This window comes from Nitrosopumilus oxyclinae (assembly GCF_013407165.1).
Lineage (GTDB): Archaea > Thermoproteota > Nitrososphaeria > Nitrososphaerales > Nitrosopumilaceae > Nitrosopumilus > Nitrosopumilus oxyclinae.
Map to the genome: position 1 here is coordinate 154,645 of NZ_CP026994.1, position 24,532 is coordinate 179,176.

The 24,532-nt window shown below is 32.4% G+C and carries 34 protein-coding genes and 3 tRNA genes; 18 read left to right on the forward strand and 19 right to left on the reverse strand.

The annotated features are described in order from the left end of the window. Positions 1-2: 2 nt before the first annotated feature. From C5F49_RS00865 to C5F49_RS00880, 4 genes are read right to left on the reverse strand one after another with little or no spacing between them, the layout of a single operon-like run. Entirely contained in the window at positions 3-401 is a 399-nt protein-coding gene (locus C5F49_RS00865; protein WP_179362886.1) for a hypothetical protein, read from the reverse strand. Between the two features lie 45 nt (positions 402-446). Continuing rightward, complete coding sequence (locus tag C5F49_RS00870) at positions 447-1,094, reverse strand: SDR family oxidoreductase (protein WP_179362887.1); 648 nt, start codon at positions 1,092-1,094, stop codon at positions 447-449. A gap of 43 nt (positions 1,095-1,137) precedes the next feature. Next, entirely contained in the window at positions 1,138-2,610 is a 1,473-nt protein-coding gene (locus C5F49_RS00875) for an MBOAT family O-acyltransferase (protein WP_179362888.1), read from the reverse strand. Further along, complete coding sequence (locus tag C5F49_RS00880; RefSeq protein WP_179362889.1) at positions 2,610-3,530, reverse strand: hypothetical protein; 921 nt, start codon at positions 3,528-3,530, stop codon at positions 2,610-2,612. Before C5F49_RS00880 ends, C5F49_RS00875 begins: the two co-directional genes overlap by 1 nt. A gap of 178 nt (positions 3,531-3,708) precedes the next feature. On the opposite strand from C5F49_RS00880, the gene C5F49_RS00885 reads away from it, so the two are divergent. After that, a complete protein-coding gene (locus C5F49_RS00885; RefSeq protein ID WP_246275348.1) occupies positions 3,709-4,545 on the forward strand; it encodes a hypothetical protein in 837 nt (278 codons plus the stop codon). 59 nt (positions 4,546-4,604) lie between these two features. On the opposite strand, the gene C5F49_RS00890 is transcribed toward C5F49_RS00885, so the two are convergent. Next, positions 4,605-4,844, reverse strand: coding sequence for a hypothetical protein (locus C5F49_RS00890; RefSeq protein WP_179362890.1), 240 nt, complete (start codon positions 4,842-4,844; stop codon positions 4,605-4,607). A 119-nt stretch (positions 4,845-4,963) separates the two neighbouring features. On the opposite strand from C5F49_RS00890, the gene C5F49_RS00895 reads away from it, so the two are divergent. Further along, the gene (locus C5F49_RS00895) at positions 4,964-5,557 is read left to right on the forward strand and encodes a hypothetical protein (protein ID WP_179362891.1); all 594 of its coding nucleotides are present in this window, start codon (positions 4,964-4,966) and stop codon (positions 5,555-5,557) included. Here the strand turns inward: C5F49_RS00895 and C5F49_RS00900 are convergent. Then, the gene (locus C5F49_RS00900) at positions 5,521-6,012 is read right to left on the reverse strand and encodes a hypothetical protein (protein WP_179362892.1); all 492 of its coding nucleotides are present in this window, start codon (positions 6,010-6,012) and stop codon (positions 5,521-5,523) included. The two genes, C5F49_RS00895 and C5F49_RS00900, sit on opposite strands and share 37 nt — an antisense overlap. 42 nt (positions 6,013-6,054) lie before the next feature. Then, positions 6,055-6,129: transfer RNA gene (locus C5F49_RS00905), tRNA-Arg, on the reverse strand. 44 nt (positions 6,130-6,173) lie between these two features. Between C5F49_RS00905 and C5F49_RS00910 the strand changes: the two genes are divergently transcribed. Next, positions 6,174-7,358, forward strand: a complete 1,185-nt coding sequence (locus tag C5F49_RS00910; RefSeq protein ID WP_179362893.1) for an aminotransferase class I/II-fold pyridoxal phosphate-dependent enzyme — start codon at positions 6,174-6,176, stop codon at positions 7,356-7,358. Here C5F49_RS00910 and C5F49_RS00915 read toward each other — a convergent pair. Genes C5F49_RS00915 through npdG form a run of 3 tightly spaced genes read right to left on the reverse strand, consistent with a single transcriptional unit; the run spans position 7,339 to position 8,644 of the window. Beyond that, positions 7,339-7,740, reverse strand: coding sequence for a pyridoxamine 5'-phosphate oxidase family protein (locus C5F49_RS00915; protein ID WP_179362894.1), 402 nt, complete (start codon positions 7,738-7,740; stop codon positions 7,339-7,341). The two genes, C5F49_RS00910 and C5F49_RS00915, sit on opposite strands and share 20 nt — an antisense overlap. Further along, complete coding sequence (locus C5F49_RS00920; protein ID WP_179362895.1) at positions 7,724-7,957, reverse strand: hypothetical protein; 234 nt, start codon at positions 7,955-7,957, stop codon at positions 7,724-7,726. Before C5F49_RS00920 ends, C5F49_RS00915 begins: the two co-directional genes overlap by 17 nt. Before the next feature lie 15 nt (positions 7,958-7,972). Next, the gene (gene npdG / locus C5F49_RS00925; protein ID WP_179362896.1) at positions 7,973-8,644 is read right to left on the reverse strand and encodes an NADPH-dependent F420 reductase; all 672 of its coding nucleotides are present in this window, start codon (positions 8,642-8,644) and stop codon (positions 7,973-7,975) included. Positions 8,645-8,695: 51 nt separating this feature from the next. Here npdG and C5F49_RS00930 point away from each other — a divergent pair, with 51 nt between their 5' ends. From C5F49_RS00930 to C5F49_RS00955, 6 genes are read left to right on the forward strand one after another with little or no spacing between them, the layout of a single operon-like run. After that, positions 8,696-9,319, forward strand: coding sequence for a histidine phosphatase family protein (locus tag C5F49_RS00930; protein ID WP_179362898.1), 624 nt, complete (start codon positions 8,696-8,698; stop codon positions 9,317-9,319). 55 nt (positions 9,320-9,374) lie between these two features. Next, on the forward strand, positions 9,375-9,635 hold the full coding sequence (locus C5F49_RS00935) for a cytochrome c oxidase subunit II (protein ID WP_179362899.1): 261 nt from the start codon (positions 9,375-9,377) through the stop codon (positions 9,633-9,635). Between the two features lie 2 nt (positions 9,636-9,637). Beyond that, positions 9,638-10,069 carry a cupredoxin domain-containing protein gene (locus C5F49_RS00940; RefSeq protein WP_179362901.1) on the forward strand — a complete coding sequence of 144 codons (432 nt, stop codon included), beginning with the start codon at positions 9,638-9,640 and terminating at the stop codon, positions 10,067-10,069. 49 nt (positions 10,070-10,118) lie between these two features. Then, the gene (locus C5F49_RS00945) at positions 10,119-11,645 is read left to right on the forward strand and encodes a cytochrome c oxidase subunit I (RefSeq protein WP_179362902.1); all 1,527 of its coding nucleotides are present in this window, start codon (positions 10,119-10,121) and stop codon (positions 11,643-11,645) included. 12 nt (positions 11,646-11,657) lie between these two features. Continuing rightward, positions 11,658-12,629 (forward strand): plastocyanin/azurin family copper-binding protein, encoded by a 972-nt coding sequence (locus C5F49_RS00950; RefSeq protein WP_179362903.1) that lies wholly within the window; start codon positions 11,658-11,660, stop codon positions 12,627-12,629. Positions 12,630-12,640: 11 nt separating this feature from the next. Then, complete coding sequence (locus C5F49_RS00955; protein ID WP_179362904.1) at positions 12,641-13,084, forward strand: COX15/CtaA family protein; 444 nt, start codon at positions 12,641-12,643, stop codon at positions 13,082-13,084. Here C5F49_RS00955 and C5F49_RS00960 read toward each other — a convergent pair. Further along, positions 13,071-13,598 (reverse strand): hypothetical protein, encoded by a 528-nt coding sequence (locus C5F49_RS00960; RefSeq protein WP_179362906.1) that lies wholly within the window; start codon positions 13,596-13,598, stop codon positions 13,071-13,073. The two genes, C5F49_RS00955 and C5F49_RS00960, sit on opposite strands and share 14 nt — an antisense overlap. Before the next feature lie 96 nt (positions 13,599-13,694). On the opposite strand from C5F49_RS00960, the gene C5F49_RS00965 reads away from it, so the two are divergent. Continuing rightward, positions 13,695-14,297, forward strand: coding sequence for an SRPBCC family protein (locus tag C5F49_RS00965; protein ID WP_179362907.1), 603 nt, complete (start codon positions 13,695-13,697; stop codon positions 14,295-14,297). Positions 14,298-14,356: 59 nt separating this feature from the next. Beyond that, positions 14,357-14,430 (forward strand) — tRNA-Lys (locus C5F49_RS00970). A gap of 40 nt (positions 14,431-14,470) precedes the next feature. Here C5F49_RS00970 and C5F49_RS00975 read toward each other — a convergent pair. After that, positions 14,471-14,842, reverse strand: coding sequence for a response regulator (locus tag C5F49_RS00975; protein ID WP_179362908.1), 372 nt, complete (start codon positions 14,840-14,842; stop codon positions 14,471-14,473). A gap of 177 nt (positions 14,843-15,019) precedes the next feature. Here C5F49_RS00975 and C5F49_RS00980 point away from each other — a divergent pair, with 177 nt between their 5' ends. Further along, positions 15,020-16,819, forward strand: a complete 1,800-nt coding sequence (locus tag C5F49_RS00980) for a sensor histidine kinase (protein WP_179362909.1) — start codon at positions 15,020-15,022, stop codon at positions 16,817-16,819. A 2-nt stretch (positions 16,820-16,821) separates the two neighbouring features. Here C5F49_RS00980 and C5F49_RS00985 read toward each other — a convergent pair whose 3' ends face one another. Genes C5F49_RS00985 through C5F49_RS00995 form a run of 3 tightly spaced genes read right to left on the reverse strand, consistent with a single transcriptional unit; the run spans position 16,822 to position 18,531 of the window. Further along, positions 16,822-17,376: a class I SAM-dependent methyltransferase gene (locus C5F49_RS00985; protein ID WP_179362910.1), complete on the reverse strand. Its 555-nt coding sequence runs from the start codon at positions 17,374-17,376 to the stop codon at positions 16,822-16,824. Between the two features lie 38 nt (positions 17,377-17,414). Continuing rightward, positions 17,415-17,576 (reverse strand): hypothetical protein, encoded by a 162-nt coding sequence (locus C5F49_RS00990; protein ID WP_179362911.1) that lies wholly within the window; start codon positions 17,574-17,576, stop codon positions 17,415-17,417. Positions 17,577-17,616: 40 nt separating this feature from the next. Beyond that, positions 17,617-18,531 (reverse strand): branched-chain amino acid transaminase, encoded by a 915-nt coding sequence (locus tag C5F49_RS00995; RefSeq protein ID WP_179362912.1) that lies wholly within the window; start codon positions 18,529-18,531, stop codon positions 17,617-17,619. A 96-nt stretch (positions 18,532-18,627) separates the two neighbouring features. Between C5F49_RS00995 and C5F49_RS01000 the strand changes: the two genes are divergently transcribed. After that, positions 18,628-18,834 carry a hypothetical protein gene (locus C5F49_RS01000; RefSeq protein WP_179362913.1) on the forward strand — a complete coding sequence of 69 codons (207 nt, stop codon included), beginning with the start codon at positions 18,628-18,630 and terminating at the stop codon, positions 18,832-18,834. 149 nt (positions 18,835-18,983) lie between these two features. On the opposite strand, the gene C5F49_RS01005 is transcribed toward C5F49_RS01000, so the two are convergent. Together C5F49_RS01005 and C5F49_RS01010 are read right to left on the reverse strand one after the other, a co-directional pair. Further along, entirely contained in the window at positions 18,984-20,399 is a 1,416-nt protein-coding gene (locus tag C5F49_RS01005) for an amino acid kinase family protein (RefSeq protein WP_179362914.1), read from the reverse strand. A gap of 45 nt (positions 20,400-20,444) precedes the next feature. Continuing rightward, complete coding sequence (locus tag C5F49_RS01010) at positions 20,445-21,461, reverse strand: glycosyltransferase (protein ID WP_179362915.1); 1,017 nt, start codon at positions 21,459-21,461, stop codon at positions 20,445-20,447. A 79-nt stretch (positions 21,462-21,540) separates the two neighbouring features. Between C5F49_RS01010 and C5F49_RS01015 the strand changes: the two genes are divergently transcribed. Continuing rightward, positions 21,541-21,615, forward strand: a tRNA-Val gene (locus C5F49_RS01015). Between the two features lie 3 nt (positions 21,616-21,618). Here C5F49_RS01015 and C5F49_RS01020 read toward each other — a convergent pair. Further along, the gene (locus C5F49_RS01020; protein WP_246275349.1) at positions 21,619-22,110 is read right to left on the reverse strand and encodes a hypothetical protein; all 492 of its coding nucleotides are present in this window, start codon (positions 22,108-22,110) and stop codon (positions 21,619-21,621) included. Between the two features lie 81 nt (positions 22,111-22,191). Here C5F49_RS01020 and C5F49_RS01025 point away from each other — a divergent pair, with 81 nt between their 5' ends. Both C5F49_RS01025 and C5F49_RS01030 read left to right on the forward strand, forming a co-directional pair. Further along, on the forward strand, positions 22,192-22,443 hold the full coding sequence (locus C5F49_RS01025) for a hypothetical protein (protein ID WP_179362917.1): 252 nt from the start codon (positions 22,192-22,194) through the stop codon (positions 22,441-22,443). A gap of 40 nt (positions 22,444-22,483) precedes the next feature. Continuing rightward, positions 22,484-22,936 (forward strand): hypothetical protein, encoded by a 453-nt coding sequence (locus C5F49_RS01030; protein ID WP_179362918.1) that lies wholly within the window; start codon positions 22,484-22,486, stop codon positions 22,934-22,936. Here C5F49_RS01030 and C5F49_RS01035 read toward each other — a convergent pair. Continuing rightward, the gene (locus C5F49_RS01035) at positions 22,933-23,814 is read right to left on the reverse strand and encodes a radical SAM protein (RefSeq protein ID WP_179362919.1); all 882 of its coding nucleotides are present in this window, start codon (positions 23,812-23,814) and stop codon (positions 22,933-22,935) included. The genes C5F49_RS01030 and C5F49_RS01035 overlap by 4 nt on opposite strands. A 101-nt stretch (positions 23,815-23,915) precedes the next feature. On the opposite strand from C5F49_RS01035, the gene C5F49_RS01040 reads away from it, so the two are divergent. Further along, the gene (locus tag C5F49_RS01040) at positions 23,916-24,218 is read left to right on the forward strand and encodes an ArsR/SmtB family transcription factor (RefSeq protein WP_179362920.1); all 303 of its coding nucleotides are present in this window, start codon (positions 23,916-23,918) and stop codon (positions 24,216-24,218) included. Positions 24,219-24,243: 25 nt separating this feature from the next. Then, a complete protein-coding gene (locus C5F49_RS01045; RefSeq protein WP_179362921.1) occupies positions 24,244-24,528 on the forward strand; it encodes a DUF8036 family membrane protein in 285 nt (94 codons plus the stop codon). Positions 24,529-24,532: the final 4 nt, after the last annotated feature.

The following is a 24,532-nucleotide window of genomic DNA, read 5'->3' on the forward strand; positions in this document are numbered from 1 at the left end:
TTTTAATCTAATCCTTCTTTAGGTCTACCAACTTTTTTCTTTGTTTTAGGTCTACCAACTTTACGTTCTTTTCTTATATTTTTGGTTTTATTTTTAAAATCCATTCCCTTTTCAAAAAACTCCAATATCAAAATTTTTACCATTTTTGAAATTTTTTGTTCAATGTTTCGTTGATATTCGGGACTGTTTAGAATTTCTCCGATATTCTTTCCACCAATTTTGATATCTTTTTCTTCTAACGCATCTGCAACTAACTCTTTTGCAAATGTCAAACCTACATAGAATTTTACGCCTGAACGAATAATTTCATTATAACTTAAACCATATTGTTCTTTTATTCTCTCAATTTCATTAAATTCATCATCTGGAAATCTAGCTCTTAGAGTACTCCATTCTGTCATATATTAGAAAACTAATCTATCCTAATAACTTCTTAGATCGTTATTTTAAAATACATAATTTGAATTTGCACCATCAAAGTTTATTGTGACTCCTGAAAGATATTTAATATTATTTTGAATTATTGATTTTACAAAATTTCCAATCTCTTCAGGATCTCCTAGTCGTTTCATAGGTAATGTCTTTTCAAATTCTTTAACATTTTCAATTAATTCATGAGTTCTATCTGTATTGATTGGACCTGGTGCAATGTTAATACAACTAATGTTTTTTTGGGCATATTCCTTACTTAATACTTTGAAAACTTCAGCAAATGCAGCACGATATGCAGATGATATTATTAGTTTAGCATTTGGTTCTTTGATAACACTAGAACTTATCAAAAAAATATACCCGTTATCATTTACTTTGATCTTTTGTAAAATTGTACAAAACCCTACAAATAATTGATTATGATACAAATTCCAGTCATCTTTAGTAATAATATTGAATGGTTTTGGAGGTGGACCTCCTGTGTTTAAAACTAAAATATCTGTTTGATTATGTTTCTCTAAGAATTTATTCACACTATTCAAATCTGAAGTATCAATATCGTTTTTAGATGCTGCAAAAACATCAATTTGGATTGTTTTTAACGATTCTGCTATAGCTTTTCCTATTCCTCTAGAACCTCCTAAAACAATAGCATTACTCATGACATTTATTGAAACAACCTACTAAAATTCTTTGATTTTAGATTTAAAAACGGAAATAAATAAAGTCTTCAGGATTTCCATCAAAAAAGAAAACAATTAAAGATAAAATTATAGCTAAAATAATCCCCCAATATTTTAATTTTAGATTTATAATTATTTTTATTAAATCTGATTTTCTAAATGAAATATAATGTAAAATAATAAATCCTATCATAAACCCAATTGGTATTTTGTAAGCTAATAAAATTTCAATAATTTCATCAAATTCAAAATCAAAGAAAATGTACTTTGACATTGAGTAGATCATTCCTTCTGTATCATGAACTCTAAATGGAATCCATGCTAAAAATACAAAATATTGCGTAATTAATATTGAAATAATTTTTCCTGTTTTTGTTCTAACAAATTCACTATTTGCTATTCTTGGAAATTTATTTGCAATAACTCTGTGAATTACTAAATATACTCCATGTAACATTCCCCAAATTACAAAATTCCATGATGCTCCGTGCCAAAGACCTCCAAGAAACATCACTGTCAATAAATTGAAATACGTTCTACCTGAACCTTTCTTACTTCCACCTAATGGAATGTATAGGTAATCTCTTAACCATGATGACAATGAGATATGCCATCTTCTCCAAAAGTCAGATGGTGAGATTGCAAAATATGGTTTGTTAAAGTTTCTTGGAATCTTAAATCCTAGAATTAGTGCTGCACCAATTGCAATATCAGAATATCCTGAAAAATCTCCATAGATTTGAATTCCAAATGCTATCGTACCTAACCATATTTCAAAGGAGCTTGCTTCAATAGGATTTGTAAAAATTGCATTAACTAATGGTGCAATATTGTCTGCAAAAAACATCTTTTTGAGAAAACCAAATGCCATTATTGTGATTCCTAGTTTTAGATTGGAATTGTGAATGATGATTTGTTTTAGATTGATTTTGGATGTACTGTCTTCTATTTTTTCACGTAGCTGTGGGAGAAATTCTGATGCACGAATAATTGGCCCTGCAACTAGTTGAGGGAAAAATGCCACAAAAAGAGCAAACTCTCTTAATGATTTACTTGGTTCCAGTTTTCCACGGTATACATCAACTGTGTAACTGATTGTTTGAAAAGTATAAAATGAAATTCCAATTGGCAATGCCAACTCCAAAAATGGAATACCTCCCCCAATATTGATCTGATTTCCTAAAATATTGAATTGCATGATTGCAAAATCTGCATATTTAAAGAATCCTAGTAGTCCTAAATTACCAGCCAGACTTGTAATCAAAAGTATTTTCTTTCTCTGCTTGTTTTGAGTTGTCCAAATTAGTTTTGCAATGTAATAGTCTAGTAATGTGGAAAATATCAATAATGAAAGTAGATAGTTACTTGAAAAGTAAAAGAAAAAGTAACTTGAAAATACAATAAACAAATGTTGAAATTTTTTATGTTTGATGATTGTGATTACAGTTAACACAGCAACAAAAAAAATAATAAATTCAATTGAATTGAATAACATTATTTTGTAATTTCCTGAATTATAATTTGAGCTAATTCGTGACTAAAAATTATAGCTTTTTCGTTGTATGCAACATGTGTTGTATCTCTCCAAATTGGTAAATCTGAAAATTTATTTGAAAAATCATAAATTTTTACATCAAATTCTTGCTCAACATTTAATAAAATCTGATAAAAATTATTTTTCTCATTATCTGGAATTTCGTCTAAAGCAATTTTATGATGAGGAGTTAAAATAATTATAATTTCTATATTATTTTCTTTGAGTTTTTTAATTATTGATTTAAAATACTCTACTTGCTCATTTTTTTCAATTGGAATTAAAATTTTCCCAAATGTTTCTTCATTACTTTTTAATTTATCTTCATCTAAAATTATTTCTTGATTTCTATTTGAAAATATTGATGTATTTGGATATGGAACAGTTGATTTTTCATTTTTTGTAAATATATCAATTACAACTGCCCTTAAAGCTTCTAATGTAGTTAATTTTGGGTTCAAAGTTTCTAATTCAGTTGTATCCAAAGGAATAATGTCAATTAATTTTATTTCTGATTTCTTTTTTTCATTTTGCAATAAATTAAAGTCTCTAAAACCAATTCCATAAACAATCAATTCCGGGTTGATCTTCAAATCTTTGTCTATATTTAACGATCTTCTCTTAGGTGTATCTGCATTTTCTGCCATATTGAAAAGCAAATATTCATTTGAATGATTTTCAATCTTTTCTGTAATGTATGTAGAATTTAATTGTACCATGTGACTAGAACCATAAATCAAAATTTTCTTTTTTGACAAATCAAACTCTTGTGAATAAAATTTATCTTCTGAAATATTTGAAAACATACTATTGAAATAAAATAATCCTGAAAAAACAATGATGAATATCATTAATAGAACTAAACCAATTCTTCCATTCATAATTTATTTCAATAAACCAACAGATGATTAGAATTTAAATTAATTAAAATATTTTCACTAATATTTTTCACTGATTTTTCTCAAATTAGGCATAGAATGTCCTATTAAAATAATTAGTATGATTAATTCTATGAATTTCTACGAATCCCTCTTAAACAATTTCTCATTTCTGAAATTAATGACGAAGCTACTTTACGCCTCAATTCTCACTGCTGTATTTGCAATGTCTGTTTTGACACCTAATGCCTTTGCACAGTCTGATTTTAATAGAATTGATGGTGATGAAATAAAAAATAGTTCTATCTCACAAGACATACTTGCAAAAATAGAATTCTCAAAACAACAGTTTCTAAAAGCAAAAGAGGTTGAAAAAACCCGTAACGCTCACCAAAAGTTCATTGATGAGCAACGAATTATTGCTGAAAAATCTTTAGAAGAAGAAATTCAAAGAATGAATCAAAGTTACAAAGCATTCACACCAAAGAATGCATTTGCAAGCTATGTTTCAAAGCTAAATGCTACAGATCATGGGATATTTTGGGATCAATTTGATTATCTTCAAGCAAAAATCACTTTGGCAAAAGATGCAAGAGACTCTGTTCTCAAACAAGGCGGTACATTTTCTGAAGCCATGAAACAATATGTCAAGTATGCAAAGATGCCTAAAGTTGAAATGCAAAATATTGTTCGTGATCTCAATGTAAAGCATAACCTTGCAGATGCTAAAATTCAGTCATATTTTGACATTAACGGAAAATTGCCAAGATACGATAATGATTTAGAATCTCCATGTTATGGATGTAATGAGAAAATTTCTAAACTGCAGATTAGCTCTGAACAATCAGTTCCAATAAAGAGAGTTGTTTTAGAACAAAAACCTACAAAAATTAATGATCTAAGAGAGTCTTTATCAGAACTTCAAAGTGATTTTTTGAAATCAAGGGATGTCATAGCACAAAAAAAAATGGTTTTTGAGATGAACAATATAATAAAGAATATTCAAGAACTCAAATAATCAAACATCTTTTTATTTTTTCTACTAAAATTATGATTTAATTAGAATATTTTTCCTACTTAGATCTCTTTAATTTCTGTTATAGTGCCTAGTACTGAATCCATCTTTATGATTGCCTTTTTTTCATCCCATCCTAGTGCAACATACCAATCTCCTGCATCATCATGGTACTTTGTCTCGAGAGTCTTGATATCATCAGGTTTCACATCATATTTTTTGGCAACACCTGAAATTGCAAGTGCAATTGCATCCTTTTCTTTTTCTAGGCGTCTTTTCATTAATCCTATTCCTGGACTCATATTTTTTCTACAATGTTTCATCTAATATAGTTAATTCATGAAATTACCCATAGCTTTGAACTTTTCTAATTGATCTCTTTACAATATTTCAAATAGCTCTATGATATTGTAGAAACAAAATGAAACTAATCACAAGACTGACAAACTCTACAATTGCAAAATCAAGTACACTTGTTTCACTAGTCTCAATTTTAGCAGTAATTGGTCCAATTGTAATTGTTTCAGCAGGATTTTGGGATGCTATATCTCATCTTCAAAAAGAACCAGAGTTTTTCTGGAGTCCATCTCACATTGTAGTGTACTTTGGAGTTTCAATGACTAGTTGTGCTGCAATTATGGGAAGCATGTTGATAATTAGAAGATCAGTACGTGGTTCTCTTAAAACTGGAATTAAACTAGTCATTACAGGTTCTATATTACAAATTGTTTCAGGTTTTGGGGATTCTTTGTCTCATGATCTATTTGGAATTGATGGATTAATTTCATGGTCGCATCAACCCCTTGAACTAGGTCTAGTACTTGCATCACTAGGGGCAGTTTTGATATTAAAAAATAGAGAACATACCAAACTCAAAATATTCCTACCATTCTCAATTGTAGCCTTTTTGTTTTTTAGCACTTGGCTGATTTTTAATCTAGTGTTGTTTTTTGGGCATACGATCCAATGTATACAAATCTATGAGATATTTTCTTCTGGTTGCTCTATTTTGTAATTTTTAATTTTCATATATGACATAATCATCATTACTAAAGCACCAACAAGAACCATTATTCCTGATGGAAGCATTTTTTGAGAGTTTGTATTTCCAAATTCTGTTTCTATGTCAATTTGATTTTTGGCAATATTTGTAATCTTTAATGTGTATTCTCCATTTTCATTAAAATCAAAATATCCTACTGATAATTTTGTTTTTACCATTTGTTCTGCAATTACATTCTCTTTGTTATCTAATATCTGAACAAAAATCTCCTCACCTTCAAATTCAGGCATGTATAATTTGTAATATCCAATGTCTATTCCAAAAAATTCTGATTTTACTTCAAAAGAATTTGATTGTTTTAGTATAATAGAATCATATCTTTTTTCAGTTTCATCAAAAATAAACGCCGTCCACACTATCCCAACTATCACTAATACTAATCCGAGTTTGAATGGAGATATCTTCATTTCACCATGTTGAGAAATAATTTACTTTATAAGATAATCTAAAGGGCTCGGAGGGCTTCGATCCCTCGACCTAGCGGTTCGAAGCCGCTCGCACTATCCAGACTGTGCAACGAGTCCAAACAAGTAAGATTTTAACGGGTCTAAATATCTGTCTAGATACTTTGAAAGTATCAAAAAAAGTAGTTGGAGTCGAATATGCAATTAGAGATATCGTTCTAGCTGCTAGAAAAGTTGAACAAACAGGAATGAAAGTTGATTATCTCAACATTGGTGACCCAGTTCAATTTGGATTTCAGCCTCCTAATAATGTAAAACAAGCTTTGATTGATGCAATTAACAATGGAAATAATTTTTACTCTTCATCTGAAGGTCTTTTAGAATTAAGACAAGAAATTGCCAAAAAAGAAAATGCCAAAGGACTTTCAATTAATGCTGATGATATTCTAATCACAAATGGAGTTTCTGAAGGACTTGATATGGTGATATCTTCAATAGTTGAAGAAGGTGATGAGGTATTACTACCTGGGCCATACTATCCTCCATATGCCTCCTATGTTCGATTGCATGGTGGAGTACCTGTAGAGTTTGCAGTAGACTTGAATAATTCTATACCAATTATTGAAGACATTAAATCAAAAATTACATCAAAGACTGTCGCAATCTGTTTGATTAGTCCTAATAATCCAACTGGAGTTGTATTCAATGAAAAAGCACTCAAAGATCTTGTAGATCTTGCAAATGAGCATAATCTTTACATAATTTGTGATGAGATTTATGATCAAATAGTATTTGATGAAAAATTCGTAGGGATTGGGAAAGTAGCTGGTGATTCACCTGTCATTGTTCTAAATGGATTCTCCAAAGTCCATCTAATGTCTGGATGGAGGATTGGATATATTGCATTTAATCAATCACCTCAACTTGTCGAATTACGAGAACATTTACCAAAATTGGCAAGAGTAAGAATTGCAACTAGCCTTCCAGTCCAGTATGCAGCATTGGAATCTCTTCGTGGCCCTCAAGAATACATTGGTAATTTTGTTTCAGAAATGAAAAAACATCGAGACTTGGTTGTTAAACGACTAAATGAAATGCCTGGACTATCTTGTTCTAATCCAAAAGGCGCATTTTATGCATTCCCAAAAATTGAAGATAACAAATTTGGAACTGATAAGGAGTTTGTAACTAAACTGTTAGAACAAAAAGGTGTACTAACTGTTCATGGTTCTGGATTTGGTGAACAATATGGAAGTGGACATTTCAGATTGGTATATTTGCCAAATCTTGAAATATTAAATTCTGCAATGAACAAAATTGAAGAGTTTGTTAGTAATTCCAAACAGTAAACTTTTCAGGAATAATCTCTATAATACAATCTGTATTCTCTAGTAGTTCTTTTGCAGATTTGTTCTCTAAGTCTTTAAAATATCTTAATAGAATTTTTTTGGCAGTTGTTTTGACTTTGGCATTATCTAAAATTAAATTGGCATTTCCTTGTACTAGTACCCCGTAAATGTTTGGTGCATTAACTCCAACATCTACACAACATGAGACTCTTTGGTTTTTCTTAACATTTTGCGCCTTTTGTGTTTTAGTGTTTGTTCCAATATAGAATTTTTTTCCACTATATCTATACCAAACAGGCGCAATATGTGGAGTTTTATTTTTACCAATTGTTGCTAATCGTAATATCTTTTGCTCTTTAAGAAATTCATCTCTTTTCTTCATGTTTTCTAAATCCTAACGCTATCATAAAAATCCCAAAGCATAACATTGCAACTGACACTTTTTCATTAGTAAATTCTGCATTAAACAAAAAATCTTCAACAAAATCTATTCCCCATATGAGTAATTGCTGTATGAGAACTATTCCTCCCATAACACAGAAAAGCAAACCAATTGCAGTAAACCAATTTTTACCCCGTCTGTAATATTCGTGACTCATGATAAGTGATGGAATTTAGATAATTTTGATACCTGGATTCTTTATCTTGTTTCTAATCATTGCATTAAGCAGTAATGGTGTAGACATTTCTGCAAGGTATGATAACTCAATTGGTCCCAAGTAAATTGCTCTTAATCCTTTAATTTCATCAATCAAACTATTTACTACTACAACTGATTCTTTATCATCTCCACAAACAAAGATATCATAATCTAATTCTAGTGTTGGATTGATTAACTTCTTTTCAGAAATTACATGAAATGCAGATACAAGTTTTGACTTATCTTTCATATGTTCTAAAACTAGTTTGTATGAAAATGGTTTGTTGTCTTTAATTGAAACACACTCAAATCCAACATCAGTCTTTGTCATTGGAACAATTGGAGATACAACTACACAACTATCTTTTACTTGTGATAATATTCCTGAGCATACTGTATCAATATTTTCATACGGAATTGATAAAATTAAAACATCACTTTCTTTTGCAACTGAAACATTATCGTTTCCAGATATAGTTCCTTTAATTTCTCCAAATGCTTCTTTTGCAAGATTAGTATATTCTACAGCTGATTCAGATGCTCTTGAAGCATCTCTTGAACCAATTATTATATCGTTGTTTTGAGACCATCTTAGAGCAAAGCCTTTGCCCATTCCACCAGTTCCGCCAATAATTCCAACTTTCATGATAATCTACCTGCCAATGTTATTATTATCTCTATTTGAAAATCGATCAATTTGGGACAGATTATCTTCCTTAGACATGGGCAGGCAACAAATAACACTGAAAGAATACTAGCTGGAAGAACAGAAGGTGTTCCATTAACTGATACTGGGATTCAACAAGCAGAACATACTGCTGAATTATTAAAACACATGAATGTCTCTGCAATTTATTCTAGTCCAATACAGAGAGCAAAACATACTGCTGAAATTGTAGGAGAACATAATTCAATTGATGTTACAATTGATGAGCGATTAATTGAACTTGACATGGGAAAATTTACTGGAATGCCATATGATGAGATTTTTACCAGTCATGGAAATGTCTTTATGAAATTTTACAATGGAGAATTAGAAATTGCTCATAATGGAGTAGAGACTTTTGACCAAGTCAAAAAACGTGTTTTAGGAATTGTAGATCATGTAACTGAAAAACATCCTGATGAAAATGTGGTTCTTGTAACTCATATGGATCCAATCAAAGCAATGCTTTCAACTATTGTAGATTTGTCACCTACCAATCTTTTTGAATTAATCATTGCAAATGCTTCCCTTAACATCTTTAGAGAAAAAGAACAAAAATTCTCACTATCTGGACTTAATGTAATGCATCCATCTCGATTCGATCAGGGTTGGTAGCTAATAATCTTGAAAACCCTTAAATAGAAATTATAGGCCACGTCATTCAATCGCTATGAAGAAATTCGTTGGGTTATTCTTAGTATTGGCAGTTTTGATGGTAATACCAGCTGTAGACTTATCATTTGCTGCAGGTGATGAACCAGGAGAATATCTTGACCGTAGAGTGCTTATTTGGAATTTATTTTATAAATTAATGACAGTTGGATTTACTGTGGGTGCAGTTGTATCTGGGACAATTATTTGGCAATGTTGGAGATTCAGAGAATCTCATCCAAATGCAAAACCAACTCCATATGAGGGCACGGACTGGTAATAATGGGTGGACACTCTAATTGGCCAGAATGGATTTACGTAGGTGTTGTAGTGGCATTAATGGTTTGGGTTGGAGCAGAAGCATGGGAAGCAGAAAGATTGGTAGAGCATGTTCCAGAAGATGCTAAAATAATTATTGTAACAGGACAACAATGGTTCTGGACTTTTGAACATGAAGATGGTACTAAAGAAATTGGAGAACTACATGTTGAAGTTGGAAAAGCTTACAAATTTGAAATTCATTCTAAAGATGTAAACCATTCTTTTAACATTCACGATTATGTTGTTTTAATGGATGCAATTCCTGGCAGAGTAAACACTGTATGGTTTGCTCCAACTGAAGCAGGAACTCATGATATTCAATGCAGAGAATATTGCGGATTAATTCACTATAATATGCGTGGAACTTTAATTGTGGAGGATCCAAAAGCTTGACAACGCTTTTATCTCAACTTTCAATGTGCAACTTTGAGGAGATTATCTAATGGTTCTAGAATTACAAAAGCCACGTCCAATTTGGCAAATAATGTTCTCAACACATCACACTGATGTTGGTTTACTCTATCTAATTTCATCACTAGCATTCTTGTTCTTAGGTGGTTCCTTAGCTCTTGCAATTAGAGCAGAATTGTTCTTACCTGGTGCACAAATTATTGGTGATGCTATGACCTTTAACAGAATTTTTACGGTTCACGGTACAACGTTAATTTTCTTGTTTATCATTCCGTTTGCATCTGCAGTTGGTAACTACTACGTTCCAATTATGGTCAGATACAAAGACATGGCCTATCCAAAACTTAATGCAATTGCATTTTGGATGATTCCTCCAGCTGGTGCGCTCATCTGGTTGGGATTTGCAGACTTTACTTGGTATGCAACACCTCCATATTCTATTATTAGTGCTCCTGGTCCTGCTGCAGACATGTGGATATTTGGATTGAAAATTTTAGGTATCTCATCAGTACTTGGTGCAATTAACTTTGTAGTTACAATTCTCAAATGTAAGCATCCTGACATGTCAATTGGTCAGGTTCCATTGTTAGCATGGTCTTTCTTATCATCATCTTTGATTATCCTTGTTGCAATTCCAACATTTGCAGCAGCACTTTTGATGTTGTTAACTGACAGACTTGGAGTAAGTGGATTCTTCAATCCTGCAATGGGTGGAGATCCTATTGCATATGCCCACTTGTTTTGGTTTACATTCCATCCTGAAGTGTATGTATTGGTAATTCCTGCAATTGGTATGATGTATGAAATCATTCCAAGATTTTCAAGAAAACCAATTTACAGTTACAACTCTGGTGTCTTTGCATTTGTTTTGTTATCTATTGTCGGTTTCTCCTCATGGGCTCACCATATGTACGCAACCGGAATGTCATTTACTGAAAAAACTGTATTTATGGTAGGAACTCTTGCAGCAGTTCCAGCATCTGCCATGCACGTATTCAACTTTGTAGCAACAATGTGGAATGGTAGAATCAAATTCTCAACCCCAATGATGTGGGCAGTTGGTGGTATTGCATTATTCTTCTCTGCAGGTGCAGGTGGCGTTGCAAATGCTGCTATGCCATTAGACTTTACAACACACGATACATACTGGGTAGTAGGTCACTTCCATCTCTTTGTGATGGGTACAATTGCATTTGGATCAATTGGTTTCCTATACTACATGTTCCCATATGTAACTGGAAGAATGTATAATGAAACAATGGGTAAAATTCATTTTATAATGTCTTTTGTAGGAACTGTTCTAGTGTTCTTTACCCAGCACGTACTTGGCTTGTATGGAATGCCAAGAAGAATTTTCGATTATCCGCCAATCCCAGAATGGATTGCTATGAACCAAATTGCAACAGTAGGAGCAATGATTATTGGTGTCAGTATGGCAATCTTCTTAGCAAACATGATTTACAGTTCTGGAAAAGGAAAACTTGCAAATACCGAAGACCCATTTGGAGTCGGTGGCAAGTATTACTATCCATTTGAGGCAAAGAACCCATCACATTAGGAGATATATGAAATGAGTCACGATAATTCCCAAATTTACAGAACAACTCCAGCCAGAACTGGAAAAATGATGATTATCATGTTAGGCATCTGCATTGTTGGTGGAGCAATCTTCTTTTCAATGTGGGACTATTGGATATCAGAACCAGCCCCAGTTGTAGCAATGATGGCAGGTGATTCAGGTTCTGCAGGTCCAGCAGCTCACACAGGTGCAACCCTGACACAAGATCTTCATTTTATTGAATCATCTGACTTTAGGACTTTGGCGTTTAATGCATTGCCAGGTGAACCTGATAATAATCCAACAATCAATATGGAAGTTGGAGACAAAGTAATCTTTAATGTAGATAATGCCGGAAAATCATTCCACTCCTTTGGTGTAACGCCTTTAGATGAAGGCTTTGGAGGAGTTGTTGCAGGAAGCGAAGTTGCAACAGCATCAAATCCATTAAAACCAGGTGAAAGTGGTTCTTCAGAATTTATCGCAGGTGAAGATGGAGTTTATTATTACATTTGTACAGTTCCAGGTCACCGAGAACAAGGAATGGTGGGTAAAATCATTGTAGGGGATGTTTCAGTTGAAGAAGAAGTAATGGAGGCAGTACCAGAACCAGAGGTAATGGAAAAAGAAATGGCCGCCCCAGAACCAGAGGTAATGGAAAAAGAAATGGCCCCAGAACCTGTAGCATTTGATGGTACAATATCTCTCCCAGATGGTTCCGGAGTTCCGGGATGTGATGACACAAATGAATGCTATATTCCATATCATGTTACAGTTTCAGCAGGTGAAGAAATTACTTGGTCAAATGATGACTCTGCAGCACACACCGTTACAAGTGGATTACCAGGAGCTCCTGATGGAATCTTTGATAGTAGTTTGTTTATGGCAGGTGGTACTTTCTCAGTTACATTAGATGACGCAGGTGAATATCCTTACTATTGTATGGTACATCCTTGGATGACAGGTATAATAACAGTAAATTAGAATAGAAAATATTGGCAATACAATATCTTGCATTAACAACATTGATTGTTTTGTATTCGCTGATGTTTATTGGTGGATATATTTCCGCAGCAGGACTTGGATTAACTTGTCCTGAGTGGCCTTTATGTCCAAACGGTGTGATGCCTTCTGAAGAATATCTTGTTGAATGGGTTCACAGAACAACTGCTGCAACCACTGGAGCATTAGTAATTGCAACTATGGTTGCTAGTCTTATCAACAAGAATTCTGATTTGAAAATCAAAATTACCAGTTCCCTTGCAACTGGATTAGTCATTACTCAAATTACATTAGGTGCATTGGTAATTGATACTAAACTTCATGCAGTTCTAGTTGCAATTCATTTAGGAATAGGAATTTGGCTATTTGCTATGGTGTTACTAACTGTATTATTTGCATTTAGAATAGCAAAATCCTCAAAATCTATTCCTGCTTAGATTTTTTTAAAATTTTTGGCAAGTAAATATACAACATTACTCCTAAAAATACAAAAGCACCTGTAGTTATTGCACCAATGAAGAGTATTCCAAATGGACTCTGTGTTCCCATGTTAAATGTATAAGTTAAGACTCTACTAGATCCTTCCATATCATACAAATCAACTTTAACAATATGATTTCCTATATTTTTCCAAACATAATCAAAATCCCAATGAGAACCTTCTACTGATGTTGGAGGAATTGCATCTATTTGTTGATCGTTATAGTACACTCTAATGCCCATTGTAAAATTATCCACTTCTTCATAATCAAATCCTTTTGTTACTTTGATTAGAAATTGAGATGGTTCATCAATTTGTGGAAATTCTGGTGCTGTGGCTACTTGGACTCTGTAATCACCTAAAGATTGCTCTGCAGAATTAAACATGGAATGCGCATAAACTGAATCCAATCCAGAATATGATGAAAATATAAAAAGAAAAATCAAGAAAATTGATCGCTTTTTTACCATTTAAAATATCTGCAAACTCGATGAATATATTGTAAATCAATTTTAATAGGAAAATCTTCAAAACCTTTAAATCCTTATTGGCAAGAAACTCAATCGTTGACCCTCGTAACAAAATCAATCGATATTAAAACACCTGTAGAGAATGTTTTCACCTACTTTGCAAGACCAGAACATGTTTCTGATCAAATCAAAAATGACACAGTAGGTATGACAGTCGTTCCTATGGACATCAAAGAAGGGATGGGTGTTGGTACAACCTTTAGAATTATCGGTGACTTTAGCGGAAAACGTTTAGAGTGGGATTGTGAGACAACTGAATTCATTAAAAATGAGAGAATCACTGCCAAGCAAATTGAAGGCCCTTTCAAGAACTGGCAAATTACCAACGAATTCAAAGCATTAGGTAATAATCTTACAAGAGTAACCATGTCAGTAGACTATGATATGCCATTTGGTCCTCTGGGAGCTATTTTGGATAAAGCAAAATTTGCAAAATCTGCTGAAAAAGGAATGGAAACTGCTCTTTACAACGTTAGAGGATTACTAGAAGGAAACGGTTCAATTCCAGTATACATTACATTAGATGCATACCAAAAACTTCTAGCCGAAAAGAAAAAGATGAATGATGTTCCAGTTTCAACTGCACTTACTGCAATCATTGAAAAATACAATGAAATTGAAGCTAAAGCACAAAACTAAATTTTCATTTATTTTAAAATCTTAAGATTAATAACAACTCTGGGCATATCTATTTTGGTGGGTCTATGGCGCAGCCAGGTAGCGCACCGGACTCTTAATCCGGTTGTCAAGGGTCCGAATCCCTTTAGACCCGCTTTTAATTTCTATAGATAATTTTTTGAAAAAAACTATTGCTATACTTTAATTTCTGTATACTTTTTTGCCAACTCTAATAATTCATCAACACCAAGTGGTTTTGAAATAACTTTGATCAATCCTTGTCTGATTGCTTCTTGACTTTTAGGTTCAAACTCTGAGAAACCAGTTACGATAACGACATTTGCATTTGCATCTATTTCCTTAATCTGCTTGAATGCTTGATATCCATCAAGAATGGGCATGTCTCCATCCATGATTACAAGAGAAGGTCTTTTTTCTATGTATTTTCTAACTCCTTCTTCACCATCAAATGCCGTATCTACATCAAATTCATGTAATTCTAAAATTTCTTTGTAGATTCCAATTAAATCTACATCATCCTCTACTACTAGAATTGTTCTACCCATGCCCAAATACTATACTCATACTTTATTATTAAACAATACGTAAGTAAAAAATATGACACATTCCTAATTATCTATGAATTTTGTCAATGGTTTTTAAGGAAAAATGCAATTGAAATTACTTGAATACGTATATGCTAGATATTTTGGAAAACATATGAAGTTAAGAGGATACATGAAATGAGTCAAAAAGATACTATATCAAAAATTGCAATTGATAGTAACAAGAATACTATTGTTGGTCTTGTTATTGTAATGATTGCAATTACGGCAATCTATCAGTTAAGACCTTTTTTAGATGATACTCAATTCTCATATATTGCAATCCCGGCATATGCAATTCTTCCAGGATTAGTTACGCTTTATTCTACCTTACTTGCAATAAAACTTTACAAACGAAATAGCTATCAGGCAAAAGGATTCATTTTATTTGCTATAGCTGCTGCATTTTGGTTTATTGCAGAACAAATTTGGCAATTATATGATCATGTATGGGAAGGCGCCCCATTCCCATCTGAAGCTGACATTTTCTATATCGCTGCATATCCATTAATGACTATTTTTCTATTCATGTCCTTAAAACCTGTTCTAAGAAAAACCGGAAGAAATGTTTGGTTGTTTGCAATCGGATTGGCAATTTCATTTTTGATTCCTTCTGTTTTAGCTGCATATGATGATATGTTTGAAGAAGAAGCATTTGCAACCTCAATTGCTCTTTTATATCCAATTCTAGGTGCTATTCAAGTTGTTCCAGCAATTGTTGGTATCATGTATCTTACAAAACAGGGAGCAAGTCTTTCATGGATGTTAATTTTGTTTGGTTTTATTATTTATACAATAGCTGATACATTTTTCTTATTTGCAGAACTTGATGGGACCTACTATGATGGACATCCTGTGGATCTGTTATGGCTTTACACCTATGTTCTGATAGTTTTTGCATTTCACATTCGTCTAAAAATTGCAAATATTCCAGGCGAACAAAACAGTTCGATGTTCTTCTCTGAAAATGTAAAGTTTGAAACTATTAGTAAATTTGGAATTCCATTAACATTGGCAATAGTTTGTATGGTAATTTTCATGGCTTTAATTCATTCAATATTTATTGAAACTGATCAAGCCTCTTCAAATCAAACTATAATGTTGGGTGTTGTTGCAATGTTGGCAGTATTTGCAGCCATAGTTATCACAATCAACAAAAATCTTTCACGTCTTGTAAAAATGAGAACCAATGAACTTATTGAACAACGAGATAATCTGGAAAATCTTATTGAAGAGAAAACACATGAAATTTTAAAATCTGAACGATTATCTGCAATAGGTGAATTATCTGGTCGTCTTGCACATGATTTGAGAAACCCTTTATCCGTAATGAAAATGTCCCTAGATTTAATCAAACAATCACCTGCAGATTCAAAATTATCTGATGAGACTGTGATAAAACGTATGAACTTAATTGAAAAAAGCATTGATAGAATTTCCCATCAAGTTGATGATGTTTTAGGCTATGTTAGAAACTCTCCTCTAAATTTGAAAAATGTTTCATTAAAGGAACTTGTTCAAAGTTCTATAGATAAAGTGAATATCCCAAATGATGTAGAAATCAAATTGGATAAAAATGATGTAAAAGTTGACTGTGATATAGTCAAACTTGATGCCGTGTTTATCAATCTAATAGTTAATTCAATTCAAGCAATGCCTAATGGAGGAAAAATTGAAATTAAAATATCTGAACAAAGCAACTTGGCAGTTTTAAAATTCATTGATTCAGGAGAGGGAATTTCTGATGAAAATAAATCTAAAATCTTTGAGCCTTTGTTTACAACTAAGCAAAAAGGTACTGGGTTAGGGTTGGCCAGCTGTAAAAATATTGTTGAGCAGCATCAGGGAGAGATTTCTATAGAGAATAATCCAACTACTTTTACAATTCTTCTACCCAAAATTCTTACTATATCACAAGTAAAATTACAAACAAAATAAAATTACAATTTTTTTAGTAATGTAAATCTAGGTTTATCTGGTTCTATGTCCTCATGCATATCCACATTGCTGACAAATTTGACTTTATAGTTTAACCATCTATTTTGCATGTTGCGCGATTTTTGATTTTCGTCAATCTTTTTTTCAATTTCATCAAATTTTTCACAATTCATTATCCATCGTCTTGAAACTCTAAACATTTCTGCAATTCCTTTTTCTAATGTATCGTCATTTAGATAATTCATTAATCCATGAGTGAAAACAAAATCTATTGATGAATCCTCAAAAGGAAGATCAGTTATTGACCCATTTTTGAAATTTCCATTTGGCACTTTTTCTTTTGCTATATCTAATGCGTGATCATTTAGATCAATGCCTCCAAATTGAATTGTATCTGGAAATAGTTTTAGATCTATTCCTGTACCGCAACCAATCTCTAAAACACTTGCACAACGTAACGAGATAGCTAAATCTCGAACAAATTTTGCAAATTCTTCATTATATCTTGATTCGTTCTCATCTGAATATTTGTCCCAAAATTCTTTATTGTAATTCATAATATTTTTCAAACAAAGCTGTATTTGATATTAGTTGTTTAGTGCTGACATTTACAAGGAATAAGTTTTGTATCGAATGTACAATCATGAGGCCCATCTGATTTTCCTTGTGTAGGAATTTCCTTCATACAATCATCATGACGACCTTTTCTACAAAACCAACAAATTTCTTGAGTTTCCCCTGGAGAGCACGAATCCATAATTTCTAGTCCTTGTTGCAGGTAAAAAACTTCATGGAATTTAGATAAATGTCAACCAAGGCAAGAATCTTTCATCTTTACCCATGACTACGTCAGTAAATGATTTTTGTAGTGCTTTGGTAATGCTGCCCATCTTTCCATTTCCAATTTTTACTTTGTCTATCTGAGTTACTGACTTTACTTCGGCTGCAGTACCTGTCATAAAAATTTCATCTGCATTGTAAAGATCATCTCGTTCCAAATCACGTTCAATTACAAATCCACCATTCTCTTCAATAATCTGAATGATACTATCTCTGGTAATTCCCTCCAGTCCTCCTGCTGAAAGTGGAGGGGTTTGAATAATATCATCTTTAATTATGAAAATATTTTCAGCACTACCTTCTGCAACTTTACCATGATAGTTTAACATGATTGCTTCATCATATCCATTTTCTAATGCTTCCATTCTTGCAAGTGCAGCATTTGCATAGTTTGATGCAGCTTTTGCTTGCATTGGCTGAGATCTTGAATCTATTTTGGTCCAACTAGATACTTTACATTTTGCTCCTGAAAATTTACCCGCTTTTGATTCTCCCATCTTCCATTCCCAGCAAGCAATTGAAACATCTACTTTGTTTGTAGTAGGAGTTAATCCCATTGTTCCGTATCCATAATATGCCAGTGGCCTAATGTATGACTCTTTGAGTCCTCCTACTTGAACTGTTTTTACAATTGCATCTGAAATTACTTTTTTTGAGAATTGCATTTTCATAGAATATAATTTTGCAGATTTGAAAAATCTATCAACATGTTCTGGTAATCTGAAAATTGCAGATCCATTTGGGGTATCATAGCATCTAATTCCTTCAAAAATTGATGTTGAATAGTGTAATGCGTGAGTTAAAACGTGAACTTTGGCATCTTTGAATGGCACTAATTTCCCATTCATCCATATTTTACCAATCTCTTTCATAGGAGAGCAAAAAATCTATGCTAATTTAAAGAATTATTTTTCTTACTAATTTTGAGCCACCTTAAACTACATATCTGATTAGTCGTAAATTATACCATGGAATGGATTTTGGGCTTTGCTGGAATAATTTTACTTGTCATAGGCTTGGTTGGTCAGGCATTTGAAATGAGAAAAATTCGATTAACTACATACAAAGATGAAGATTTAGGCTCAGCAAATATTTTCATGAATAAGAGAAATTACAAGTGGTATGCCTTGTTGGGAATAGGTATCATTCTTTGGTATGTAGCTGAGCGTATGTGAACAGATCTATATGGATCAGGTCTATATACTAGAAACTTCAACTTATAGTATCGCGTGTTTTGGGTAACGCCGGACTAACTCTAGATAAAGGTCCAAGAATAAACCCACGATGGCGGTTTACAGGTGAAAGCCCGTAACGCCAATTTACATTATTCAAAATTTATGTTTGAAATTTCTTGATGAATTGCCTTGATGGCTTTTGCAATATTGTCATGTGTATCTTCTACAACGATAATTATTCGTGATGTTTCCTCTTGTGCATCCATGTTCAATATGTTTAATCCAGATTCACCAATTTTTGCACTAGTTCTAGATGCTACTTGCTGAACTCTCCACATTTCATCTCCGATTAGTGTAATGACTCCTCTGTTGAATGTAATGGTGGCAAGTGAATCAAAAGCTAAAAGATATTTTTCATTTCTTTTCACATATTCTCCATCTAAAAACAATATTCTTGAAAATTCAATTCCATCTTTTGTAAATGGTGATAGAATAACAAATTCACTATAATGTTTGTCTTTTTCTAGAGATGTTAATAATTTTTGAATAGCACTTGTCTCGATTCTAAAAATAGCACAATTTTCTTTTCCTGTAACTATTTTTATTGGATGTCCTTTTTGTTCCTCTAAATTTCTCTTAATAGTAGTTATTTTTTCTGGGACTTTCATATTAGTAATAGTAATTGGTATGTCTACACCATTTTCAACAATTTCTTTAATTGCAATTGGATCTAAAATCTTCATCCCAAACATTCCTGCAAGTCTTGCTTCGTTATATGACAATTGAGTAATTTCTCTTAGATCAGAATCAACAATTTTTGGATCTGCTGAAACCACTGAACTGTCTTTTTCAAAATCTATACTGGTTTCATATTTTTTATGAAATAATATTCCTAGATCTGCTGCTGTTCTATCTGAACCACCACGCTCGTATGTTGTAGTGATATTGTCTACAGTTTTTCCAATAAATCCGCCTATGGTGACTACCTCATTATTCTCTACAAGATCTACAGTTTTGTTCATTCTCTCTCTAGATTCTGCAGCAAGAAAATTTGTAAATTCTATATTTTTATCTGTGATGATCGGCCAATCATCAAATTTTACTGCTTCAGATTTGATATTATTACTTCGTAGGATGTGGTTCATTACGTGAGACATTAAAATCTCGCCTGAAAATGCTAATGCTTTAGAACGTACTTCATTTGCAAATTCTTTATTCTTATAGGCCTCATCTAGTGCACTTTGTGCTTTTTCAAGATGATAATCAATTGTTTTTATACAATTTTCCTTATTATTCTCATCTACTTTTTCCAGAATTTTTTGATAAGTTGATTTTACAATATCTAAAGATGGTTTTTCTCCCTTCTCTGCATTTCTACCCTGCTCCAAAACAACATCAGTCAATGAACGTTTTTTTTCATTGTAAATTGTTAGTGGTGCTGAAAAGACTGCAATCACTTTGGAGTCTGTTTTTAATTTATCAACTCTTTGAATAATTTTTGCAATAAATTCACCATTTGGACCTAGTGCACTGCCACCAAATTTGGCAACTATTAGTTTAGTCATAGTACTTTAACAAATCAAAATCGCCTTCTATTAAGCATTTGATTGTTATTTTGTTAATTTTTGAATAATCTCAGCTGCAATCTTTGCACCTGTTGTGTTTACTTTAATTCGTTTTTCTTCTAGTTTTTTTAGAATTAATTCTTGTAATCTGTCTAGATCCTCAAAAACAAAACCTACCTCCCTTGCATTATCTTCTTGCTCAAAATGTCCCTTTATTGGTATGAATATTGCTGGAGTGCCATATGCCTTAGCCTCATCTATTGTTGATTTTCCTGCCAATGAAATAATTACATCTGCTGCAAAAATTAATTCATGCAAGTTATCTACAAATCCTAGATTTCTTACATTTTCATATTTTTTGTTTACTGCTGGTCCTGAAACTAAAACTATGTCCAGCTCTTGATTAATTTTTAAGATACTCTCTAATGCTTTTTCAATTAGAAATAATCCTGCACTTGTACCGCCAATTGATATGAGTATGGTTTTTTTTCCAAAAGAAAACTTTTTTCTTAATTCATCTCTGGTTGAATTTATTTGTCTAACTATGGGTCCAACCATTTTGACATTATCATAGTCATCTCCGATCTCTGGAAATATTACAACGTCGCATTTTTTTATAATTTCTTGCATTGATTTATTCATCTTTTTTTCTATAAATGATGCTATACCTTTAGTGAAATGTGTCTCAAAAACATCAGTAACTAATACTGTTGGGATTTTGATATTTTGTGCAACAGTTAGTGATGCAAAATCTTCATCACTAATTAGCAAATCTGGTTTATCTTTTTGAAGTAATTCTTCTGAAATGTTTTTACAATCTCTATAATATTGATAATAATTCCACAACCACTTTGCTGGATTCTTTAAAGTACCATTTTCAATAATGAAAGATGGTGGATTATAAAGATCTTGTACTTTGAAATTTAATTTTTTTAGAATATTAGCAGCGCCACTACCTGTGATAAAATTTGTTGAAATATTTTCAAAATTATTTACAATTGCAATGTCTCGAGTTACATGACCCAATCCGATTGGACTGGAAAAAAAACTATAATCATTCATGATTTTCTTGATTTCTTATCAAATTTCTAGATTTTCTCTTGTCTCAAAGTTTAAATGGATTTTAACAAGGTAGGTTTCTGGGCTCATAGTCCAGGTCGGTTATGACGTCGCCCTTACACGGCGAAGATCCGGGGTTCAAATCCCCGTGGGCCCATTTTTATCCTATTTTACAACAACTTTTACTTTGTAGCCCTCTTGCAATCCACCAAATTGAAAAAATTAAAACTCCTACTGAAATGAACTTTAATTCTAATCCCTGCATTGGAAATAATGATAATCCTCCAACTGCGCCTAAAATTACTGCTAAAGGTGCAGTGCATGCAGGACATCCGGGTGTAAATGCTGCAAATGCTCCACCCAATACGGCTGATGAATTTGATTTGACAGAATTCATCATCTTCATTCTCTTAATCTTAAATGCCATCATTGCAAAATTGATTCCAGCTAGAGACGAAATTCCAACTGTTAATCCAACTGATGCTAAAATATAGTAAGGCATTATCTCCATTGTAGTATTCAAGTGAGATGGTAGCATTGACATTGTCAAAAAGTAATAGATTATTCCTAGCCCTGTACCGCTAATTATTGCAATGGCAGCATATCTTTTTATTTTTAACACATTTGAAATCAATTGAATTTTACTTTCCAAGTAAGTCAATTCACAATTCATCATATTTTAACTATATTTGATTAACAAAAGACTATTAGCCATAAACTACTCTTCAAAAATATGACTGAATTTTCATCTGAAGAAAAAACTATTCTTGTTCAATATGGGATAAAAAAATATGAAAATGAAGCAATTGTAAATGAAAAACTAAAAACCATTTTATCTGAAAAAGATATTCAAAGAAACATAGATACTCTGATTGGAACTCAACGAGTTAGAAGAATAGGCCCTGAAATTCTTCAAAACAATGAAAGCCATACTGAATTACCAGATTTACCAGATAATCTAAAATCTATAATTGACATTCTTTAGATAAAGAATTCTTAAATTACTCTGATTCCTTGATTCAAATATGAACAAGCTTGTTTTATTTTCAAGTATTTTGGTTTTGACATTTCTATTGACATTCTCTATTGATTCTGCTTTTGCCCATCCACATCCTGGCCAAATAATGATCAACGGCCATTCTCATGAGCCTCAAACTGAAATTATTTCACTTGGTGGAAATATTGCACTAGAAAAATCCACTATATTTTTCCATTCTTCTGAAGATAATACTTTACCCTGGGCATTTGTTGAAGGAAAGATTGCAAATCATGTTGAAGGTTATCCAGTAATTATTCAAATTTTTAAAGAAAATGATGCTGTTCATTTTGCTCAGACAGATGTGAGTTCAAATGGTAATTATGAATACAAGTTTAGAGTTTTAAAATCTGAAAATGGTATTACTAGTAAAATCTTTGCTGGTGATTATTCAGTAAAAATCTTCAAAGTAGTATACATGTATCCAGAAAACCTAATTTAGAATCCACGTAATCCTTCTGGGCGTACAGTCTCTGGATGTTGCTTCATCCATTCTACCTTATCTAACATTGCTTGTTTGTCTTGAGGAAATGTTCCTTTCACTGTATATGCATTTGAACCATGATTTACTCTGAAAACAATCTCTTCTTTAGTATCAATCTGATTAATCAAATCATATAGTTCTTCTAATGATTCATCGTCATCAATTTTGGTAAATTCCCCTTCATACTTGTCAATAAATTCTTGTTTAATTCCATTTTCTAGATAGAGAGTTAAAGCACCAACATAATTAGGAGAGCAAGCACTAATGACTTCAGCAGTACCTTTGATATGCTCTTTTGAGTATTTCTTTCCACCCAGTCCTAAAATCACCATACATGACATTACGTATCCAGCTTCTTTTGCTTTGTTCACTGATTTGATAATTGTTTTTGCAATTGCACCTTTTGTTACTTTTTTTAGAACAATATCTGAGCCACTTTCAATTCCTAAGTAGAACATATCAAGTCCTGCTTCATTCATTTTCTTTAACTCTTCAGATGTTTTCTTTAAAATATTCATAGGCATTGCATAACATGAAATTCTTTCAATGTTTTGAAATTTCTCTCTAATGTATTTTACAATTTTAATCATATATTCTGAATCAAGATTTAGTGCATCACCATCTGCAAGGAATACTCGTCTTGTATCTGGTTGATAACCTGCCATCATATCAATTTCAGCTTTCACATCTTCCCATGATCTTTCAGAATATTCTTTTGATCTATACATATCACAGAATGAGCATTCGTTAAATGAACATCCTAATGTTACTTGGAAAATTAAAGATCTAGCTTCTGATGGTGGTCTATACAGAGGCGCATCATAATTTAACATCATTTTTTATCCACTCAAAATTGCCTGATTATGTTTTTTATACTTTCTACTTTTCTTATCTCAGAATACCTTTTAGTAGTAAATATGGAGGAATTTTGTAACATATGGCCAATGATTCTGATGCAAAAAGACTCTTGTGGTTTGTATTTGCAGGTTCTAGAGGCGGATTGAATCGATTAAAAATAATTTCTAAACTAAAGGAAAGTCCATTTAACACAAATCAATTAGCAAAGGAAATGGGTCTTGATTACAAGGCCATTCAGCATCATATCAGAGTATTAGAAAAAAATAACATGATCACTAAAGTTGGTGAAAAATACAATGTAACCTATTTTATCTCAACTTATCTTGAAGTCAATATGGAGGCATTTGAAGAAATTGCAAGGAAATTGGACAAAAGTAAATAAAAGCTCTAGAGGTGTTTTACACTAAATGGAATCTACTTCTCTAGTACTATCTATTGTTTCAATTGCTAATATGGGTATACTTGGAATTCTAATCTGTATATTTGGAAAGATGTATGGGAGTACTCGGGCCCAGCTTCCATTAGGTATGATAGTTGTTGCAGGTATGTTATTTTTGCATAATGTCATTGGTGCATTAGCTTATTTTTCAATGGAGGAGATTTTCTCACATGAAATATTCCCATACATGTTAGGAGTAGGAATTGCAGAACTTGCAGGATTGATAATATTTCTAAAAATTACTTTAGACTAATCTT

What these genes read in the sequence shown, in the direction of transcription:
- C5F49_RS00865 (WP_179362886.1), bottom strand. Translation starts at nt 401, where the DNA reads ATGACAGAATGGAGTACTCTAAGAGCTAGATTTCCAGATGATGAATTT.
- C5F49_RS00870 (WP_179362887.1), bottom strand. Translation starts at nt 1,094, where the DNA reads ATGAGTAATGCTATTGTTTTAGGAGGTTCTAGAGGAATAGGAAAAGCT.
- C5F49_RS00875 (WP_179362888.1), bottom strand. Translation starts at nt 2,610, where the DNA reads ATGTTATTCAATTCAATTGAATTTATTATTTTTTTTGTTGCTGTGTTA.
- C5F49_RS00880 (WP_179362889.1), bottom strand. Translation starts at nt 3,530, where the DNA reads ATGAATGGAAGAATTGGTTTAGTTCTATTAATGATATTCATCATTGTT.
- C5F49_RS00885 (WP_246275348.1), top strand. Translation starts at nt 3,709, where the DNA reads ATGACGAAGCTACTTTACGCCTCAATTCTCACTGCTGTATTTGCAATG.
- C5F49_RS00890 (WP_179362890.1), bottom strand. Translation starts at nt 4,844, where the DNA reads ATGAGTCCAGGAATAGGATTAATGAAAAGACGCCTAGAAAAAGAAAAG.
- C5F49_RS00895 (WP_179362891.1), top strand. Translation starts at nt 4,964, where the DNA reads ATGAAACTAATCACAAGACTGACAAACTCTACAATTGCAAAATCAAGT.
- C5F49_RS00900 (WP_179362892.1), bottom strand. Translation starts at nt 6,012, where the DNA reads ATGAAGATATCTCCATTCAAACTCGGATTAGTATTAGTGATAGTTGGG.
- C5F49_RS00915 (WP_179362894.1), bottom strand. Translation starts at nt 7,740, where the DNA reads ATGAAGAAAAGAGATGAATTTCTTAAAGAGCAAAAGATATTACGATTA.
- C5F49_RS00920 (WP_179362895.1), bottom strand. Translation starts at nt 7,957, where the DNA reads ATGAGTCACGAATATTACAGACGGGGTAAAAATTGGTTTACTGCAATT.
- npdG (WP_179362896.1), bottom strand. Translation starts at nt 8,644, where the DNA reads ATGAAAGTTGGAATTATTGGCGGAACTGGTGGAATGGGCAAAGGCTTT.
- C5F49_RS00935 (WP_179362899.1), top strand. Translation starts at nt 9,375, where the DNA reads ATGAAGAAATTCGTTGGGTTATTCTTAGTATTGGCAGTTTTGATGGTA.
- C5F49_RS00940 (WP_179362901.1), top strand. Translation starts at nt 9,638, where the DNA reads ATGGGTGGACACTCTAATTGGCCAGAATGGATTTACGTAGGTGTTGTA.
- C5F49_RS00945 (WP_179362902.1), top strand. Translation starts at nt 10,119, where the DNA reads ATGGTTCTAGAATTACAAAAGCCACGTCCAATTTGGCAAATAATGTTC.
- C5F49_RS00950 (WP_179362903.1), top strand. Translation starts at nt 11,658, where the DNA reads ATGAGTCACGATAATTCCCAAATTTACAGAACAACTCCAGCCAGAACT.
- C5F49_RS00960 (WP_179362906.1), bottom strand. Translation starts at nt 13,598, where the DNA reads ATGGTAAAAAAGCGATCAATTTTCTTGATTTTTCTTTTTATATTTTCA.
- C5F49_RS00975 (WP_179362908.1), bottom strand. Translation starts at nt 14,842, where the DNA reads ATGGGTAGAACAATTCTAGTAGTAGAGGATGATGTAGATTTAATTGGA.
- C5F49_RS00980 (WP_179362909.1), top strand. Translation starts at nt 15,020, where the DNA reads ATGAGTCAAAAAGATACTATATCAAAAATTGCAATTGATAGTAACAAG.
- C5F49_RS00985 (WP_179362910.1), bottom strand. Translation starts at nt 17,376, where the DNA reads ATGAATTACAATAAAGAATTTTGGGACAAATATTCAGATGAGAACGAA.
- C5F49_RS00990 (WP_179362911.1), bottom strand. Translation starts at nt 17,576, where the DNA reads ATGGATTCGTGCTCTCCAGGGGAAACTCAAGAAATTTGTTGGTTTTGT.
- C5F49_RS00995 (WP_179362912.1), bottom strand. Translation starts at nt 18,531, where the DNA reads ATGAAAGAGATTGGTAAAATATGGATGAATGGGAAATTAGTGCCATTC.
- C5F49_RS01000 (WP_179362913.1), top strand. Translation starts at nt 18,628, where the DNA reads ATGGAATGGATTTTGGGCTTTGCTGGAATAATTTTACTTGTCATAGGC.
- C5F49_RS01005 (WP_179362914.1), bottom strand. Translation starts at nt 20,399, where the DNA reads ATGACTAAACTAATAGTTGCCAAATTTGGTGGCAGTGCACTAGGTCCA.
- C5F49_RS01010 (WP_179362915.1), bottom strand. Translation starts at nt 21,461, where the DNA reads ATGAATGATTATAGTTTTTTTTCCAGTCCAATCGGATTGGGTCATGTA.
- C5F49_RS01025 (WP_179362917.1), top strand. Translation starts at nt 22,192, where the DNA reads ATGACTGAATTTTCATCTGAAGAAAAAACTATTCTTGTTCAATATGGG.
- C5F49_RS01030 (WP_179362918.1), top strand. Translation starts at nt 22,484, where the DNA reads ATGAACAAGCTTGTTTTATTTTCAAGTATTTTGGTTTTGACATTTCTA.
- C5F49_RS01035 (WP_179362919.1), bottom strand. Translation starts at nt 23,814, where the DNA reads ATGATGTTAAATTATGATGCGCCTCTGTATAGACCACCATCAGAAGCT.
- C5F49_RS01040 (WP_179362920.1), top strand. Translation starts at nt 23,916, where the DNA reads ATGGCCAATGATTCTGATGCAAAAAGACTCTTGTGGTTTGTATTTGCA.
- C5F49_RS01045 (WP_179362921.1), top strand. Translation starts at nt 24,244, where the DNA reads ATGGAATCTACTTCTCTAGTACTATCTATTGTTTCAATTGCTAATATG.